Annotated in this window: 13 protein-coding genes and 1 pseudogene; 5 read left to right on the top strand and 9 right to left on the bottom strand. The window is 34.3% G+C overall.

Going from position 1 to position 17,849, the window contains the following annotated elements; genetic code table 11:
* Window positions 1-7: 7 nt before the first annotated feature.
* Entirely contained in the window at window positions 8-988 is a 981-nt protein-coding gene (locus MODO_RS17330; RefSeq protein WP_006265742.1) for an IS30 family transposase, read from the bottom strand.
* A 127-nt stretch (window positions 989-1,115) separates the two neighbouring features.
* Here MODO_RS17330 and MODO_RS17325 point away from each other — a divergent pair.
* A pseudogene (locus tag MODO_RS17325) lies at window positions 1,116-1,484 on the top strand (magnesium chelatase subunit ChlI family protein); the annotation flags it as partial.
* Here the strand turns inward: MODO_RS17325 and MODO_RS17320 are convergent.
* The 4 genes from MODO_RS17320 to MODO_RS17305 all read right to left on the bottom strand — a co-directional run bounded on the left by MODO_RS17320 (window position 1,481) and on the right by MODO_RS17305 (window position 7,261).
* Complete coding sequence (locus tag MODO_RS17320; RefSeq protein WP_006256780.1) at window positions 1,481-2,260, bottom strand: hypothetical protein; 780 nt, start codon at window positions 2,258-2,260, stop codon at window positions 1,481-1,483. The pseudogene MODO_RS17325 and the gene MODO_RS17320 sit on opposite strands and share 4 nt — an antisense overlap.
* A gap of 74 nt (window positions 2,261-2,334) precedes the next feature.
* Complete coding sequence (ypfJ, locus tag MODO_RS17315) at window positions 2,335-3,189, bottom strand: KPN_02809 family neutral zinc metallopeptidase (RefSeq protein WP_006256779.1); 855 nt, start codon at window positions 3,187-3,189, stop codon at window positions 2,335-2,337.
* A gap of 446 nt (window positions 3,190-3,635) precedes the next feature.
* The gene (locus tag MODO_RS17310) at window positions 3,636-4,403 is read right to left on the bottom strand and encodes a hypothetical protein (RefSeq protein ID WP_006256778.1); all 768 of its coding nucleotides are present in this window, start codon (window positions 4,401-4,403) and stop codon (window positions 3,636-3,638) included.
* A 452-nt stretch (window positions 4,404-4,855) separates the two neighbouring features.
* The gene (locus tag MODO_RS17305; protein ID WP_006256777.1) at window positions 4,856-7,261 is read right to left on the bottom strand and encodes a TonB-dependent receptor; all 2,406 of its coding nucleotides are present in this window, start codon (window positions 7,259-7,261) and stop codon (window positions 4,856-4,858) included.
* A gap of 120 nt (window positions 7,262-7,381) precedes the next feature.
* On the opposite strand from MODO_RS17305, the gene MODO_RS17300 reads away from it, so the two are divergent.
* The gene (locus MODO_RS17300) at window positions 7,382-8,359 is read left to right on the top strand and encodes a helix-turn-helix domain-containing protein (RefSeq protein WP_006256776.1); all 978 of its coding nucleotides are present in this window, start codon (window positions 7,382-7,384) and stop codon (window positions 8,357-8,359) included.
* 76 nt (window positions 8,360-8,435) lie between these two features.
* Here the strand turns inward: MODO_RS17300 and MODO_RS17295 are convergent, their stop codons facing one another.
* Both MODO_RS17295 and gcvT read right to left on the bottom strand, forming a co-directional pair.
* A complete protein-coding gene (locus MODO_RS17295; protein WP_006256775.1) occupies window positions 8,436-9,146 on the bottom strand; it encodes a YebC/PmpR family DNA-binding transcriptional regulator in 711 nt (236 codons plus the stop codon).
* 101 nt (window positions 9,147-9,247) lie between these two features.
* Window positions 9,248-10,330, bottom strand: a complete 1,083-nt coding sequence (gcvT, locus tag MODO_RS17290; RefSeq protein ID WP_006256774.1) for a glycine cleavage system aminomethyltransferase GcvT — start codon at window positions 10,328-10,330, stop codon at window positions 9,248-9,250.
* 217 nt (window positions 10,331-10,547) lie between these two features.
* On the opposite strand from gcvT, the gene MODO_RS17285 reads away from it, so the two are divergent.
* Window positions 10,548-10,853, top strand: coding sequence for a DUF6804 family protein (locus MODO_RS17285; RefSeq protein ID WP_006256773.1), 306 nt, complete (start codon window positions 10,548-10,550; stop codon window positions 10,851-10,853).
* Window positions 10,854-11,460: 607 nt separating this feature from the next.
* Here the strand turns inward: MODO_RS17285 and MODO_RS17280 are convergent.
* Complete coding sequence (locus tag MODO_RS17280) at window positions 11,461-13,995, bottom strand: heavy metal translocating P-type ATPase (RefSeq protein ID WP_006256772.1); 2,535 nt, start codon at window positions 13,993-13,995, stop codon at window positions 11,461-11,463.
* Between the two features lie 463 nt (window positions 13,996-14,458).
* On the opposite strand from MODO_RS17280, the gene MODO_RS17275 reads away from it, so the two are divergent.
* Window positions 14,459-15,394, top strand: coding sequence for a hypothetical protein (locus MODO_RS17275; RefSeq protein ID WP_006256771.1), 936 nt, complete (start codon window positions 14,459-14,461; stop codon window positions 15,392-15,394).
* Between the two features lie 30 nt (window positions 15,395-15,424).
* Window positions 15,425-16,267 carry a sulfurtransferase gene (locus MODO_RS17270; protein WP_006256770.1) on the top strand — a complete coding sequence of 281 codons (843 nt, stop codon included), beginning with the start codon at window positions 15,425-15,427 and terminating at the stop codon, window positions 16,265-16,267.
* Window positions 16,268-16,315: 48 nt separating this feature from the next.
* Here the strand turns inward: MODO_RS17270 and MODO_RS17265 are convergent, their stop codons facing one another.
* Window positions 16,316-17,842, bottom strand: coding sequence for an AbgT family transporter (locus MODO_RS17265; protein ID WP_006256769.1), 1,527 nt, complete (start codon window positions 17,840-17,842; stop codon window positions 16,316-16,318).
* Window positions 17,843-17,849 lie beyond the last annotated feature (7 nt).

Here is a 17,849-nt window from a genome sequence, read left to right as displayed (position 1 = left end):
GGTGGATTCAAGTATTAAATGCAACAGTAACCATTAGGTTTAATTTTTCTGTAAAAATTTCGTTAGGCGATTTAAAACCAAATCTCTTTCTTGGTCTGTTGTTTAAAATATTTACAGCCTTGTCAATTGCTGCTTGTGTAATTAAATCGAAATTAGTCATTTTAGGGAAATATTGTCTTACTAATCCATTTAAATTTTCATTAGCTCCTCTTTCCCAACTGTGATAAGGCTTTGCGAAGTAGTAATCAAGCTCTAGAGTGTTAGCTATATTTTGATGGTTTGCAAACTCTTTTCCGTTATCAGAAGTCATAGTATGAAGTAACGGTTTGAAGTCTTTTAAGAGTTCTATAATTTTAGCTTCTACAACGTGAGCTTCCTTTGATTCTATCTTTCCCATCCATAAAACCCCTGTAGCTCTATCGTTTATAGTAAGCAGTGCTCCACGATGATTTTTCCCTATTACTAAATCTATTTCAAGATCACCTATTCTATATTTATCATCAACTATACTAGGTCTTTTTTCAATATCTACTCTATTACTTATCAAGCCTCTACTGTCTTTGCATGCACCTCTTTTTCTATATTTTTTACCTTTAGTTCTAAGATGCTTATAAAGCTTTCCTCCTTGTTTTTTGTTCTGCCAAATGAATTGATAAATACATTCAACAGAGACCATTTCTTTTGCTTCAAGTTTACTTCTACCTACTATTTGTTCTGGACTATAATCTTGATTAAGATAGTCTATAATAGTTGTTTTTACGTTTTCAGTTAAGCGTATTCTCTTGCGTTTTTCTTTGTGTCGTTGAGCTGTCTTTCTTTGTCCAAGATTAGCTTTATAAACACCATTTCTTTCGTCTGAATTGCGCTTAAGCTCTCTGCTAACAACAGACTTGTCTTTGCCTATATAACAAGCAATTTCAGTAAGTGATTTACCTGCCTTTTTATATGCTTCTATTTTATATCTTTGTTCTAACGTTAAATGTGACATCTTTTTGGGTGTGTAGGAACCTCAAAAGTAGATGTTTTTTTTCGCCAACGGCGGAGAACATTTGCTCCATGGAGCAAATGTTCTCCGCCGTTTTTTAAATGCTGTTGCATTTATTAGTTGAATCTAAGAAGTAAATCCTGTACCTTTTGAAAAATTGTCAGATAAACAATTGTCAGAACCAAGCCAAGATATCAGAGAGCGAGTAGTAGTGGCAAGAGAAGTACAATCAGATAGATTTAAATCTCATAAAGGAGTTCATTATAATGCGCAGATGTCTACTGCTCTGCTAAGGAAGTACTGTGCCCTACAAGAAGATTCGCTAAACTTATTAAAAACCGCAATGGATAAGCTAAATTTATCAGCCAGAGCCTATGATAGGATATTAAAAGTATCTCGAACAATAGCTGATTTAGATGGTTCAGAAAATATAAAGCCCCAGCACATAGCTGAGGCAATACAATATCGTAGTCTAGATAGAGAGGGATGGCTAGGTTAGCGCTGTTTATTCTCTTCTAGATTATATCCTATAACTTGTTTATACAACACAAAGTATACTGCGAATAAATAAGGTAAGACAAATAAAATACCAATAACAAAGAATAGTAAACCACTAATCAAAAAGAAGTAATTCAGTATAATCGTTAGGATGATAGGGATAGGTTGTTTATTCACAACCATGATACTATTCTTTATCGCAGCAATAGGTTTTAGGTGCCCAAATATAATTAAGGGAATAGTGAATATGGTCAAAGTACTAATGATCCAGTTAATAGCCATAGAAACCATTTCAAGGTTTTGTAACTTTAAAGGAATAGTAATCGCCATAAAGACAAGTGATATCAATAAATGAGATATAAAGATATAAAGCCCTTTTATATTAAAGAAGTACTTAAATGCATTAAAGAAAGAAGGAACTTCATTTAAGTGTACTTGTGCATTTAATTTATAAAAACCACCTATAAGTATGCTTCCTAGAGCGCTAAATATAGCAAATGATACAAGATAATAATAGAAAAAAGGAGGTTCTGTTAGCTGTCTAGTCATTTCCTGTATTTGTTCTTGTAGAACATCTTGATTAGGATCTAAGGTGACGAATTGACTTAATATCAGAGAACCTAGTAGTGTCGCAGCAAAAAAGGTAAGTAATAAAGTTGTAATTACTAGTAAGAAGGTCTTTCTGTAGTAATTAAACGCTTCACTCATTACCTGAAATGGAGCTAGTGCAAAACTATTCTGTTTAATATTGTCTAGTATATCTTTTAAGTTTGTCATAAGGTTAGGCTCTTAAGAAGAGTCTTTTTAATTGTCTATAAATATTAGTTTGTTTGTGGTAGGAAGATGTGAATCTATCGGATAAAGTCAAAAGTATTTCCTTGCTTGATATCCGCAGTCTCGAACCCTTTCATAAACCACTCTTTTCTTTGTTTCGAACTTCCATGCGTGAACGAGTCAGGATTTACTTGACCTGTTACTCTTTTTTGTATTGCGTCATCTCCTACAGCTTGTGCAGCACTTAAGGCAATATCAATATCTTTAGCGTCTAAGTACTTTTGATTATACTTAGCCCACACACCAGCATAGAAGTCTGCTTGAAGTTCTAAACCTACGGATAGTTTATTCGCTTCTTTCTTACTCATACTTTGTTGAGCTTGGTGTACTTTACTATTAGTACCTAATAGAGTCTGTACGTGGTGACCTACTTCATGGGCGATAACATAAGCGATAGCAAAGTTACCTCTCTCTGCTCCAAAACGAGTGTGTAGTTCTTCAAAGAATCTTAAGTCCATATACACTGTTTCGTCAGCAGGACAATAAAAAGGACCTACCTCAGCAGTAGCATTACCACATTGTGTATTCACTTTATCATCGAATAGCTCCATTTTAGGCTCGCGGTATTGCATTCCGTTTTCTTTGAATATCTTGTGCCATACATCTTCAGTGTCAGCAAACATCACAGCTACCATCTTACCCATTTCTACTTCTTCTTGAGAAAGGTTTCTAGTTTCTACTTGTTCTGTTTGTTGACCTTCACCCATTTGTTCTAATACAGGAGCTATTTGTTTACCTGTTTCTCCTCCAAATAGGTATAGCAACATCGCTATAATACCAATTAAACCACCTCCGATAGCTGTTTTCCCAGCTGAAGATTTACCTCTATTGTCAGTAACGTTTTTACTTTCTCGTCTACCTTCCCATTTCATAATGAAAAATTTTTATTGCAAAAATAGGAAAAATAGAGGAGTATAGGTCAATATGTGAGAATATTGCTAGTAGAACGAATGTTTTAAAATAAAACATCCCTTTCTAAAATAACTAGAAAGGGATGATCTTTATGAAGTATTCTTTACTTTTGTAAAATAAAGGTTATAGAAATTTGCGTCACTAAACAAAATTTATAATCTCACGTACCTAGTACTTTACAAAGTTAGAATAGAGTGAGACATAGGGTCATATTTATCATGGAACATAAAGCGGAGATTTTGTGAATGATGCTGTTTATCTATTCATTAAAAGTCACTCTTTGAATATCTGATGAAATACTTCTTTTTACATAGAAATATAATGTGCCTATACCTCCTTTTATCAAGTAAGTCAAAAGTAATAAAGTTAGATTTACACTTTACCAAGTTTAAAAAGAAACTTTAAACTAGTTAATAGGCATAGCAAATATAAAATTTTCTCCATTATTACCAACATCCGCAGGTATAGACTCACTTGTTTCATCAACTCCTGCAAACCATGTCCATAACGTAACCTCATCGGCAGTAACCTCTACTGGTATTACACCTGTTAACATAGAAAAACCTCCGTATGTAGCTATAGAAGGAGATAACCATCCCGAAATATAAATACTAGTACTTATAAATTTAAACCCTGTTTTCGTATTAGAAGTATTACTACTACTTAGAGTTATTCTCACCCATTTATTTTTAGTAGTTGATGCAGAAGTATTACTTCTTAACAGTTGCCCGATATTAATAATCCATTTTCCTCGTGTTAAATTAATAGAAGCACCTAATAACACATGTGAAGCAACTGATTTTGTTGTAGTATTAGGTTCTCCTAATATTGTAGGTCTTATAGATGCAGGAGATTGCCACGTTCCTACACCATTTTCATTACTCATTAAAACCTTTGATTCACCTTGTGTACCATCAGCTATTCTAATAGCACCTCTTGTGTCACTCAAAATATCCAATTTAAAATTTGGATTAATAGTTCCTACCCCTATTTTTCCTTCTTCATCTAAAACTACATCATTTTTTATTTGTTCAGCATTCGGTTTTTCAAATAAAGGGTTGTCTTTTTTTCCATCAATGTGTAATGGTTGTAATGGTAATGAAGTATTTACTCCTAGTTGGGAATAAGCGACTTTAAATACAAACATACATAGGATAAAACATATTTTCTTCATGATTTTTTTTTAAAAATAAATATATAGCTAAAGATGTTAATTTTTATGTATTTTGTATAAAAATTAACAAAAAATAATTACTGATGAATGCTTTTTTTCTTTATTAGCTACTTTAACTATACTAAATTGTTTTTAGTGAGTAGATTTAGTTTTAATCATCTTTAAAAAGGTGTTATGGAGAATAGTTTATTTAAATAATAGCGAATACCTGCCCTAATAAACGAAATGGGCAAGATAATGAAGATGATTATTTTGATAAAAAATCATAAAAAAAAGATATGTTATTGAAAGAACCAAGGCTTGGTTAGATAGCTTTCGCTGTTTACTAAATAGATTTGATACCACACTTTCTAGCTGGATGGCATGGAACTTTATAACTTTTATTGTTATAGAACTAAAAATACTTCAGCAAAATAAAAAGTTGAGATGACTTCTAATTATCTTTTATCTTATTAGAATGTATAAGCTAAACTAAGTTTGAATGACAGTGGTGTAGTAGCTCTCCATCCATAGTGTGTGTATCCCCACGCACCAGGGAAGTGACCTACATAATTATATCTATCTGTGATATTATTTACAATTAGGTTGAATGCATAGTTGTTCTTTTTATACGATACTCCTCCATCAAGGGTGAAGTAGTCGTCTGGTAAGAACTTTTTAGCTTGTACAGGAGCTTGTGAGCGATCTTTTTGGTATTGGTATCCAAGAGAAAACCCTAAACCTTCGAATGTACCTGATTGAACTCTATAAGTAAGCCATGCATTAGTACTGTGCTTAGCAGTTCCTGGTAATAGTTGTCCTTTTTTAGCTGGATTATTATCTTCAGTTATCTTAGCATCAGTATACGCATAGTTCATTGTCAAGGTCAAACCATCTGTAATTTGTCCATTTAAGTCAAATTCTACTCCTTTAGACGTAGCCTTCCCACTCTGTACCATAATTTGGTTATTAGCAGAGGCATCACGTGGGGTAAGGATATTTGTTTTATCTACTTGGTAGAAAGCTAATGAAGTGAATAGTTTTTTCTCAAACCATGTCTTCTTTAATCCAAATTCTTTATTGGTTCCTTTAGAAGGATCAGCTGTTTTGTTGTTTTCTAATTGACCAACTTGTTCTTGGAAGCTCTGATCATATAAGGCATAAGCTGAGAATGATGGAGAGATATTATACGTGATACTAAAACGAGGAGTATACGCTTGATTCTTTACAACATCTCCTTTAGAAGCACTCGTTGTTTTCTCTGTTGAGGTGTAGCGTACCCCAAGCCCTAATCTAAGTTTCTCATCTAATAGAAGAAATTCGTCTTGTACATATAGAGAGATATAGCTATATTCTTGAATATTACCTGCTGCTCGTTCTCTTAATGAACGTGAACGGTCATAAGTAGGGATATCTTTTTTAGTAAGCTTACCATACACAGGGTTATATATATTAAACGATGGACCTACTGGAATAGCATTTCCTTTAGTATCAGAAATAACAGACCAATCAGCCATGTGTTCTTTTTGCCCCATATCTAGCCCAAATAACACATTGTTTTTAATCTGATCTGTGATCTTAAATTTGCCATTCATATAGACTTGCCCAACTTTAGCTGAGTTATACGCATCATTTACAGAAAGTGCTCTTTGTACATTGCCTTTATCGTCTATAGAGTTATAGATAGAGTACAGACTTTCTCCTTCCATAGTAGCTTCTACATAACCCAGTTTAGCAGTAAGATTCCAATCAGCACTTAATCTGTGATTAAGGTTAATAAACACATTGTGTTCTTTAATCATGGTAGGATCTATGATAGGGTCAGTGAATGTAAATTTACGAGGTAGTTCTTTAAACTCCTTTTTAGAATAGGCATATTTAGAGAACCCACCTTCGAACTCATTAGAGTTGAATATATACTCAAAGGTAATATTCGTATCATCACTAATATTGTACTTTAAGGAAGGTGCTAATGATAAGTAATTGTTTTTGTTGTACAATTGGAAAGAACTAGCTTTTGTAGCCATCCCATTGATACGGAATAACAGTCTCTCATCCTTTGTTAGCTTAGTATCTACATCTACCTCTGCACGATATAGATTATAGCTACCTAGTATAGTCTTAACCGTAGTTTTGTTACTACCTGTTGGTTTTTTGGTTACGATATTATAGAAACCACCTGGTTGTGTGTTTCCCATCATAAAACCTGCTGGTCCTTTTACAAACTCTACACGTTCTATAAAGGTATTGTCTTCTCTGATAGGGCCAAAGCTTCCTGAGATATCCATACCATTTCTTAGATTACTAGCGCCATAACCACGTACATATATACCTGCACTAGCTTGCTCTTGATGTAATACAGATCTTACACCGCTCACATTCTGAGCAATAGCATCACTCATCGTCATACTAATCTGATCATCCATTAACCCTTTATCTATCACTTGGATGTTTTGTGGTACATCTAATAGGTTAGCTGCTGTTCGCAAAGAAGAAGAAGAACGAATGTTTTTATTTGTATTAATGACTACTGCATCTAAGGTTTCATTGTTGTCATCAAATAGCATGAAATCTTTTATGACAGTTTGATTTGCAGGTATAACGATACTGTCTTTTGTAATGCTATTTTTATACTGAAGAGTGATAAGGTATTTACCTGATTCGATATTTTCTAGTAAGTAGTATCCATTGTTATCTGAAACAGTTTTAAATAAGTTGTTATTTAAAGTAATTGTAGTTCCTGCCAACTTCTCTTGATTATGGCTCACAACAGTTCCTTTGATATTCCCTTTTTCTTGGGCATAGGTACTTATATTGATCAAAAGTAGACCAGTAAGTATGAATTTATGACTTGTGTTGATTAAAAAGAATCTTTTCATCTGATACTTAATTTAGATTGAATAAATTTGAATGCGGAAACAAAAGTATATTCTATATCATGGAATGACTTAGCCAAAAGGGAGTAAAAATTAGCAGTTTAGTAATCAATAGGTGGTTTTATGAGTAAAGGTGATCAGATTGTAGCATTTTTTGAGTTAGAGAATATGGTAACTAATGAGATGTATCAGAGTAAAAAAGAATTAGTAAATGATTCTGGAACTTTCGTGACTTATTATATCTTTGATTCAGCAGATATTATTATTAGACAGTATTATCTGAAGTATACACAAGATTATGCCCTGCACTATGTCTTTGAAGAAATAGAATACGTAGAGTTAAGCTTCTTTTTTGGGAAGCATATCGTCAGAGATGTCATTAATGGAACGCCTAATAAGTACTTGCCTTTTCACTGTTATTTGACTTATCTAAGTACAGGATCTGTAGCAGATGTCATATTCGAAAAAGATGCCGTATATGAGCATTTAGATATCTACTTACCTTTAGAGTTCTTTAATGAATGGGGACAACAAGATGAGGCTATAGCGAAGTTTACTACTGCGATAAAGAATGACCAGACCTCAAGGTTAATTAAGAATATAAAACTGACGCAAGAGCTTTTAGTACTGTTAAATGAAATCAAAACATGTAGTTATAAAGGAATAGCTAAAGATATGTATGTCAAAGGGAAGGTACTAGAGGTAATATCTGTGTTATTGCATGAGAAAGAGGTTGGGGTAGAGGAGTGCTCTAAGTTACAGCTTGGGGTAAAGCTGACACCAGAAGATGAACTAATACTATCTAATATAAAAGAATTTATAGACCTTAATTACCGAGAGTTTTATACTACAGAAGAACTGTCTAAGTTATTCTTTATTAATGAGTATAAATTAAAGAGAGGCTTTAAGTATCTGTATAATCTAGGACTATTCGAATATGCTCAACATAGACGTATGAATATCGCTATACAGAAGTTAGAAGAAGCTCATCATACCATTGCAGAGATAGCTTTTGACTTAGGATATTCTTCTTCTGTTGCCTTTTCTAAAGCGTTTAAGAAACACTTCGGATACCCTCCTAAACGATTTCACCTGACTTAATAAGATTATAATATAAAAAGACGGAATACTTTATCTAAAGTATTCCGTCTTTTTATATTATAAACGAAACTGTGGATTATGCCATAGTAGTGAAAACGTTTTGTACGTCGTCATCTTCTTCGATTTTTTCTAATAACTTTTCTACGTCAGCTATTTCTTCTTCAGAAAGCTCTTTCGTTACTTGTGGTATTCTATCGAATCCAGAAGACAAGATCTCAATTCCTCTACCTTCTAATTCTTTTTGGATAGATCCGAAGCTTTCAAAAGGAGCATAAATCATTACGCCATCTTCATCTTCAAAGATTTCATCAATACCAAAATCAATTAATTCTAATTCGAACTCTTCTAGATCTCTACCTTCTTCAGCAGGGATTCTGAAGTTACATGTATGGTCGAACATAAACTCAACAGACCCTTGTGTACCTAAAGTACCGTTGCATTTATTGAAGTAACTTCTAATGTTGGCAACAGTTCTATTGTTATTATCTGTAGCACATTCGATTAAGAAAGCGATACCATGAGGTCCGTATCCTTCGAATATTACTTCTTTATAGTTTTCAGTATCTTTATCAGTAGCACGTTTAATGGCACGCTCTACGTTATCTTTAGGCATATTAGCTGCCTTAGCATTTTGTATTACGGCACGAAGGCGAGCATTAGCCTCGGGATTAGGTCCACCTTCTTTTACAGCCATTACGATATCCTTACCAATTCTTGTAAACGTTTTTGCCATAGCAGACCAACGTTTTAGCTTACGTCCTTTTCTAAATTCAAACGCTCTTCCCATAATAATTTGTTACTTAATTTTATAATCGCAAAAATAACTCATTATTCAAATATATCATAAAAAAAAAGGAAGCTTATTTTTAAGCTTCCTATTCTTTTGCCTTATTTTTTATAAAAAGGTGTTTTTATCACTTTTGCTTCAACATCATTCTTACGAATACGGATGAATATTTGGCTTCCTTCAGCAGCTAGTGCTACAGGTACATATCCCATACCGATTCCTTTACCTAATGAAGGAGATTGAGTACCAGAAGTCACTTTTCCGATTACGTTACCTTCAGCATCTACGATTTCGTAGTCATGTCTAGGAATACCTTTACCTACTAGTTCGAAACCAATCAATCTATTTTTGATACCTGCTTCTTTTTCAGCTTTTAAATTATCAGAGTTGATGAAGTCTTTTGTGAACTTCGTTACCCATCCTAATCCTGCTTCTAATGGAGAGATCTCATCGTTTAGTTCATTACCGTATAAGCAGTATCCCATCTCTAGGCGTAATGTATCACGCGCAGCTAATCCGATAGGTTTGATCCCCCAGTTAGCACCAGCTTCGAATACTTTGTTCCAAAGTACTTCTACATCTTCATTTTTCACATATACTTCAAAACCACCTGAACCTGTGTATCCAGTAGCAGAGATTACAACGTCTTTTACTCCAGCGAAAGTATCAATCACAAAGTTGTAGAATTTGATATCCGCTAAGTTAACGTCAGTTAAGCTTTGCATAGACTCAATAGCCTTAGGTCCTTGTATCGCTAAGATAGAGTAGCCATCAGATAGATTCTCTAAGGTAGCGTTCATATCATTATGAGAACTTACCCAGTTCCAATCTTTTTCAATATTTGACGCATTTACTACCATCAAATATTCATTCTCATTCACTCTATAAGTAATAATATCGTCTATAACTCCTCCAGTAGTATTAGGGAAGTAGCAGTATTGAGCTTTACCATCTACTAATACAGAAGCATCATTAGAAGTAACTTTTTGGATTAATGCCAAAGCATTTGGTCCAGAAATTTTGAAGATTCCCATATGAGATACGTCAAAAACACCAACACCGTTTCTAACTGTTTCGTGTTCAATGTTTACTCCTTCATATTGTACAGGCATATTAAATCCTGCAAATGGAACCATCTTCGCTCCTAAAGCTTCATGGATATGGTTTAAAGTTACTTGTTTCATTGTGTTGTTAATGATTTAATTATAATTAGGTGCTAAAGTAAGTTTTTTTTACCTCAAATAAAAGTGCTTTTGTATGGAGATTGTTGTGTTAGTATGAATTAATTATATTATTGATATTAACTACTTTGTTTTATTATAGATAATTCTTTGTTATTGATTTTTAAATGATTATAGTTTTTATTATCTTAGAGTAATCTAATTTATAAAGAATTAAAGTATGGAAAGGGCAATTAAAATATTAATAGCACTTTTATTGATCTTAAGTGCATTTACTTCTTCATCAGATTTTGATCTTTTAGTGGGATTTATCGTTATGGTTGGTTTAGGAATATTAGCCTATAACTCTCATATCAATAAGAAAGTTATCGAAATGGCAATGTATATTCTTATTATTGGAATATTCCAGCCCTTTTATGCTATCCCTATAGAGCATATATGGTGGGTTATAATAGAATTAGTAGTAGCAGCATATTTAGTTCTATCTGCTATATTTGTTAAGTCTAAAGCAGTAGCGCAAGATTAGTCTTATCCCTTTTTTGAAGATGAGCTAAAACAAAAAGCTTATCACAACACCAGTTGTGATAAGCTTTTTGTTTTTAAGAGCCCTGTTTTGGCTGTAGAAATGAACGGCATGTACTAAAAGTAATGTCAATTTAAATTTTAATGAATAAAATTATGTTTTATTGAAAAAGATATATGTAGTTGATTATAAGAGTTTTTAAATGTTATTTTATTGATTGATTTTCTGTTTTTATATTAATTTATTACGTCTAGTTCTTTTAAATGTTAATATTTGCTTTTTTTTTGTATATTAGCACTGTTAAACTTTGAAGATATTTAAGAACATCTAATTACTTTAATAAAAAACAGAGTGGGGACTTGTTTTTTTTTATATAGATGATTCTGATTAGGCCATTCTTTGGGATGGCCTTTTTTTTAGGTTTAATAAGCTAAAAATTGGTATTTGTGTTTGCAATTTTAGTTTTTAAGGTGAGTAAAAAGCCTGGGTAGATCACCCTGGCTTTTTTGTTTCTATACCTGTTGTCTTAAATTAAAAACATAAAAAAAAACCAGAGCTATGGTGATCGCTCTGGTTAAAAAAATGAAAGGTATTATAAAAAAAATGATGATTAAAGTTTAAGATTCTTTAGTCGTAACGAGTTTGTAATAACTGATACAGAACTAAAGCTCATCGCTACAGCTGCAATCATAGGTGATAATACTATTCCGAAGATCGGATATAGCACACCTGCAGCGATAGGAATACCTACACTATTATAAACGAAGGCAAAGAATAGGTTCTGTTTAATATTCTTCATTACTCCATGACTTAGGCTAATAGCCTTCGGTATACCTGCCAAATCTCCTTGTAGTAAGGTTACTTCTGCACTTTCGATAGCGACATCAGTTCCAGTACCCATAGAGATACCTACATTAGCTTGGGCTAGAGCAGGAGCATCATTAATACCATCACCTGCCATGGCTACTATCTTTCCTTGTTCTTGTAGTTTCTTTATTTCGTTTAACTTATCTTCTGGCATAGCCTCAGCTAAGAAGTGTTTAATATTTAATTCTGTAGCCACAGCCTGTGCTGTCTTAGGGTTATCACCAGTGATCATAATCACTTCGATTCCTTTATTTTGAAGATCTTTTACAGCTTGTTTACTCGATTCTTTTATTTTATCGAATAATACAGCATATCCTATGACTGTATTGTTATCAGCTATATAAGATACAGTTTTTCCTTGGCTTTGTTCTTTTTCTACTTGTTGTACTAAGCTATCAGTTAGTGATGCTTGTACTACATCCATAAGTGCTTTATTCCCTAGAGAAATACGTTTTTTATCTACTAGACCTTGTATTCCTTTTCCTGTGATATTGTTAAACATCTTTACAGGGGTTAGGCTTAGACCGTCTTCTTTCGCTTTTTTAGTAAAAGAAGTCGCTAATGCGTGCTCACTATTTTGGTTAAGCGAGGCAGTTAGCACTAGTAAATCTTCTGCTGTGTAGTCTGGAGATATACGCACGATTTTCTCTACAGATGGCTTACCTTCTGTCAGTGTACCCGTCTTATCTGTGATTAATACATTTACTTTATTGGCTGTTTCTAGTGCTTCAGCATTTTTAATCAAGATACCATTCTGTGCCCCTTTACCTATTCCTACCATGATAGACATCGGAGTCGCTAGTCCTAAGGCACAAGGACACGCAATGATTAATACTGCTAATGCATTAACGAATGCATAAGCTAATCTTGGTTCAGGCCCTAATGTCTTCCATAGAATAAAAGTAGCTATGGCGATAATCACTACGATAGGTACGAAGTACTTCGCTACTTGATCTGCTAGTTTTTGGATAGGCGCTCTAGATCTACTGGCATTATTCACCATCTCAATGATTTGAGAAAGCAATGTTTCGTCACCAACCTTCTCTGCTATCATGATGAACGAACTATTTCCATTAATGGTACCTGATACTACTTTATCACCTTTTACTTTGTGTACTGGGATAGGTTCTCCAGTGATCATAGATTCATCTATACTAGATTCTCCTTCTATGATTTCGCCATCTACAGGTATCTTCTCTCCTGGTTTTACACGCAGGTGATTTCCTTTGACAATTTTGTCTATTTGTATTATTTCTTCTCCATTTTCAGTAACCAAAGTTGCTTCTGTAGGAGATAGTTTTAGTAATTCTTTTATAGCGGTATTGGTACGACTATGCGCTTTTGCTTCCATTACTTGTCCTACTAATACCAGTGTAAGAATCACGGCTACAGATTCAAAGTAAAGGTGAATACCATGCTCTCCTTTAAAATCATCAGGGAAAAGATCAGGGAAAAATAAGGCTACAACACTAAAGATTAACCCAGCAGCAGATCCTAAACCGATTAAACTAAACATATTCAGATTCCATGTCTTAAATGAAGTCCATGCTCTACTAAAGAACATCCAACATACATAGACTACAGGAATAGTGAATAATAACTGTATATAGTTATTCCATTCATGTGGTACAACTTTTCCGATAGGATCCCCAGGTATCATAGACCCCATGGCTAGTATAAATACTGGAATAGTGAAGGCTACCGAGATACGCAGTTTCTTCAGCATATCTGTATATGTAGTATCTTCTTGTTCTACTAGTATGGTCTTAGGCACTAAGTTCATCCCACATTTAGGACAATTCCCCGGTTTGTCATAGGTCTTGTCTCCCTCACATAACATCGGACAGTAGTAGACTGTCTTCTCTACTTTAGGTGCAGGGATTTGTTCTAAGTTCATCCCACATACAGGACATCCTACATTGGTATCATATACTTTATCCCCCTCGCATAGCATCGGACAGAAGTATTTACCCGCTTTATCTTCCATTCCCTTAGGAAGTTCTTGTTGGTACATATCTTCTTCTGATACTTCTACAGCTGGTAGAATCTCTTGCGTACCATCTTCATGAGTTACTATTTCTTGTAGTATATAGTTTCCTTTTTTAAGTAATTCTTTCTGAAGTGTTAAGGTATCTATATCATGATGAGACTCTATATTGGCTTGCTCTTGTTCTAAAGAAACTTCGGCCGTTACACCGTGTATTTCATTTAGGGTATCTTCTATCTTGGTTCTACAGCCATTACAGCTCATACCACTTACTTTATATTCTTTTTTCATTTGTACAATAATTCTTTTTGTGCAGATACAAAGTACGAATAAAAAGACAGATATAGTGTTATACAATTTTGAAGAAGGGTTATACAGTTTTGTATTAATGTAGAGTGAATTTGTTTTTATTGATTAGTTTATGTGGGTTTGTTATCGTTTTTTTAGAGTAATTTCTGCTATATGTTGCAATGACCGAATCTTTATGGGGTTATGATAGCATAGTGGTCGCATAGTTTTAGCCCTTTTTTATGCGACCATTATGCCATCACTATGCGATCACTATGCGACCACTGCTGTAAAAACGGTTTCGTCCTAATATAGCTGTACAGTTATTGTTTATAATCCTGCTTTTAACTGTACACTTGTTTTTAGTGATTATCAGATTGTTTTGCGGGTTTAGTATTTATTATAACAAGAAGAAATAAGAGAACGTGGTTATTTTTTGTACTTTAGATTTTCAATATAAGATAGAATGATAAGACTTAGTTTAGGATTGTTTATAGTAGGGATAACCCTGATGGGATGTAAGGAGAATAGACAACAAGAAGTCAGTAATACAACTGTAGAGCCTCAAGAGAAAGTGGTTGTAAATAAGAAGAAGTTTATAGAAGGGGCTCTAGTGTATAAGATGTCATTAAGTGATTCTCTTCTCAATCAGTTTATCGTACACATTAGTCATGATCCATTGTACAGTAAAGAATTAGCTAATAAGTACCTAGCTGAGCTGTCTGTAGAAGATAGAGATAGAATTAAGCAGTTTCTGACAGATAATCCTCAGATATTAAAAGAATACAGTAGATTGCCTTTTATAAAAAATAATGTATATGTAGCAGGGTATGAAGTCGTGTATAAGGCAGAAGGAGCTACTTATCTTCTAGAGAATAAGTGGAATGATATACTAGATGAAGGATTTGTATATGCGACTTCGACGATAGTTCCTAATACAGCATTAAACTTCTCTTACCAAAAAGACTTTTTAGAAAAAGAACACTGGCATACTCATATTACCTTAGATGATTATACTCGTGTGACGTCTGATGAGGTAAGTATGGTAGCAGGGTATGAAGTAGAGAAAATAATCTATACCCTAAAGAAAAATAGCAAAAAGAATAATTTGCCTAAATCTCTAATAGTTTATACCAGTACACTCTTTAATCCTGTTATCAATAAAGTACAGCCTTATTATCTAAATGAAGAAGGAGGAATCCTAAAATTAGAAGTAGAGCTGCCTAGTGTACCTCAAAGTATGAATATGGTGTATGAAGCTGAAATGATCGTAGGGCGAAAGCTGTTAGAACAAGAGACAGCCATAGTAGCTACTAAAGCATTCTATGGGACTAAAACAAATGATGATTTAGCTAAGTTAAAAGAAAGATTATCTAAGATTTTTGTGGTACCAAGTATATAGAATAAGAGATAAAACAAACAATAAGTATATATGAAACCAATTATCCAACCAGATGAACTATTGTCTTTAAGAGAACAAGGAAGTAGTTATATATTAATAGATGCTACGAATAGTAAGGTGGCTAGAGCTGAGTATGAGAAAGAGCACTTAGACGGAGCTTTATTTGTAGATGGAAATACACAGCTAGCACATATAGGAGAAGATGCGTCAAAAGGAGGGAGACATCCATTGCCTTCTGTAGCACAATTTGCTCACAGCTTGAAGTCTTTAGGTATTACTCCAGATAGTCATGTGATTATTTATGACACAGTATTCGGAGGTAATTCTGCTGCTCGATTTTGGTGGATGCTGACAGCTGTAGGTCATCAGAAAGTACAAGTGCTAAGTGGTGGAATGAGTGCTGCGCAGCAGGTAGGTTTTCCGAGCAATAATAATGTGGTAAAAGCAAGTGAAGTAGGAGTATATCCTGTAACGGAGTGGCAACTACCACTAGCTGATATTCATGAAATAGAGACGAATGTAGGGCGAGAGGATTATGTAGTGATCGATGTACGTGAGGCAAATCGATATAAAGGGATAACAGAACCTATTGACACAGTGGCAGGGCATATACCAGGAGCTATCAATGTTCCGTTTATGTCTAATCTAGATGAGCAAGGGATGTTCTTGACAGAAGAACAGTTAAGAGAGAAGTACACTGCTATTCTACAAGATTATCCGTTAGAGAATAGGGCGGTGCACTGTGGCTCTGGTATTACAGCATGTCATACTCTATTAGCTATTACAGCAGCTGGTATCCCGACGCCTAAGCTATATGTGGGCTCGTGGAGTGAATGGTCTAGAAGTAATAAACCTATCGCAACAGAAGCGTAAATAGTATAAATAATAAGAGCTAACGGTACACCGTTAGCTCTTATTGTTTTATTGTGCAGTATAGAATAGTTGTGCTCCTGGCCCTAGAGGTAACTCTAGAAGTAACCAAATCACAAATATAATAGACCAACCGATAAAGAATACAATAGTATAAGGAAGCATCGTAGAGACGATAGTTCCTATACCTGCTTTTTTGTCATAACGCTGCATAAAGGCAACAATTAAGGCAAAATAACTCATCATCGGAGAGATAATATTAGTAACACTATCTCCTATACGGTAAGCCACTTGGACTAGTTCTGGAGAATACCCTAATAACATGAACATAGGGATAAATACAGGTGCCATAATAGCCCATTTAGCAGAGGCACTTCCCATAATTAGGTTAATTAAGGCCGAGACTACAATAAACATCAGCATCAGTGGAATAGCTCCTAAACCTGATTTCTGTAGTGTTTCTGCACCTTCTATTGCGAAGATTAACCCTAGATTAGTCCAATTAAAATAAGCAACGAACTGAGCTGCAAAGAACACTAAAACAATGTAAGACCCCAAAGTTTCCATCGCTTTTGACATTCCTTTCATTACATCTGTATCGTTTTTGATAGTTTTAGCTCCGATACCATAAGCGATACCTGCTAGGGCAGCTCCAATAAATAATAAAGCAACAATACCTGACATAAAAGGAGACTTCAAAATCCCACCATCAGTACCTCTTAAATAACCGCTCTCTGGGATCAGACCTCCTAGTATAAATACAGTGAATAAAAAACCTGCTATAGAGGCATAGATTAGGCCTTTCTTTTCTTCTTTTGTTAAAGGATCTATAGAAATTGCTTTTTCATCTCCTGTGTATTCTCCTAATCTAGGTACGACTATGCGCTCTGTAACCCATGTACCAAGAATAGCAATAATGAAGGTAGATACAAATAAAAAGTAATAGTTCGCAGCGGGGTTAACTACATAAGCAGGGTCTATAATTCTAGCTGCTTCTTCTGATAATCCTGCTAATAGCGGATCTATAGTTCCCAATAATAAGTTAGCACTATATCCTCCTGATACTCCTGCGAAGGCAGCTGCTAGTCCTGCTATAGGATGTCTACCTGCTGCTAAGAATATGATAGCAGCTAAGGGTACTAATAAAACATAACCTACTTCACTAGCCGTATTAGAAAGTATGCCTGCAAATACGATAACGAATGTCAGTAGCTTCTTAGGAGAGGATAGTACAATCTTTTTTAAGATAGTTCCTATTAATCCAGAACCTTCTGCAATACCAATACCTAGTAAAGAGACTAGTACCGTACCTAAAGGAGCAAAGTTAGTAAAGTTAGTAACCATTTTAGAAAGAATCATGTGTAATCCTTCTGCACTTACTAGGTTGAATGACTTTATCTCTTCTTTAGTACCTGGATGGAGTACGGAGAGATCGAAAAAACTGGCTATCCATGAGGCTATAATAACTAATACAGCAAAACTAGCAAACAGAGTTGCTGGATGAGGTAACATATTACCAATCTTTTCAACACTAGATAAAAACTTATCTACTAAACTTTTTTTAGGCTTATCATTCATTTATCAA

This window comes from Myroides odoratimimus, from assembly GCF_001485415.1.
Taxonomy (GTDB): Bacteria; Bacteroidota; Bacteroidia; order Flavobacteriales; family Flavobacteriaceae; genus Flavobacterium; species Flavobacterium odoratimimum.
The sequence above is the reverse complement of the archived record's forward strand: the minus strand, read 5'-3'. Positions and strand labels throughout refer to the sequence as shown.

What these genes read in the sequence shown, in the direction of transcription:
- MODO_RS17330 (WP_006265742.1), bottom strand. Translation starts at nt 988, where the DNA reads ATGTCACATTTAACGTTAGAACAAAGATATAAAATAGAAGCATATAAA.
- MODO_RS17320 (WP_006256780.1), bottom strand. Translation starts at nt 2,260, where the DNA reads ATGACAAACTTAAAAGATATACTAGACAATATTAAACAGAATAGTTTT.
- ypfJ (WP_006256779.1), bottom strand. Translation starts at nt 3,189, where the DNA reads ATGAAATGGGAAGGTAGACGAGAAAGTAAAAACGTTACTGACAATAGA.
- MODO_RS17310 (WP_006256778.1), bottom strand. Translation starts at nt 4,403, where the DNA reads ATGAAGAAAATATGTTTTATCCTATGTATGTTTGTATTTAAAGTCGCT.
- MODO_RS17305 (WP_006256777.1), bottom strand. Translation starts at nt 7,261, where the DNA reads ATGAAAAGATTCTTTTTAATCAACACAAGTCATAAATTCATACTTACT.
- MODO_RS17300 (WP_006256776.1), top strand. Translation starts at nt 7,382, where the DNA reads ATGAGTAAAGGTGATCAGATTGTAGCATTTTTTGAGTTAGAGAATATG.
- MODO_RS17295 (WP_006256775.1), bottom strand. Translation starts at nt 9,146, where the DNA reads ATGGGAAGAGCGTTTGAATTTAGAAAAGGACGTAAGCTAAAACGTTGG.
- gcvT (WP_006256774.1), bottom strand. Translation starts at nt 10,330, where the DNA reads ATGAAACAAGTAACTTTAAACCATATCCATGAAGCTTTAGGAGCGAAG.
- MODO_RS17285 (WP_006256773.1), top strand. Translation starts at nt 10,548, where the DNA reads ATGGAAAGGGCAATTAAAATATTAATAGCACTTTTATTGATCTTAAGT.
- MODO_RS17280 (WP_006256772.1), bottom strand. Translation starts at nt 13,995, where the DNA reads ATGAAAAAAGAATATAAAGTAAGTGGTATGAGCTGTAATGGCTGTAGA.
- MODO_RS17275 (WP_006256771.1), top strand. Translation starts at nt 14,459, where the DNA reads ATGATAAGACTTAGTTTAGGATTGTTTATAGTAGGGATAACCCTGATG.
- MODO_RS17270 (WP_006256770.1), top strand. Translation starts at nt 15,425, where the DNA reads ATGAAACCAATTATCCAACCAGATGAACTATTGTCTTTAAGAGAACAA.
- MODO_RS17265 (WP_006256769.1), bottom strand. Translation starts at nt 17,842, where the DNA reads ATGAATGATAAGCCTAAAAAAAGTTTAGTAGATAAGTTTTTATCTAGT.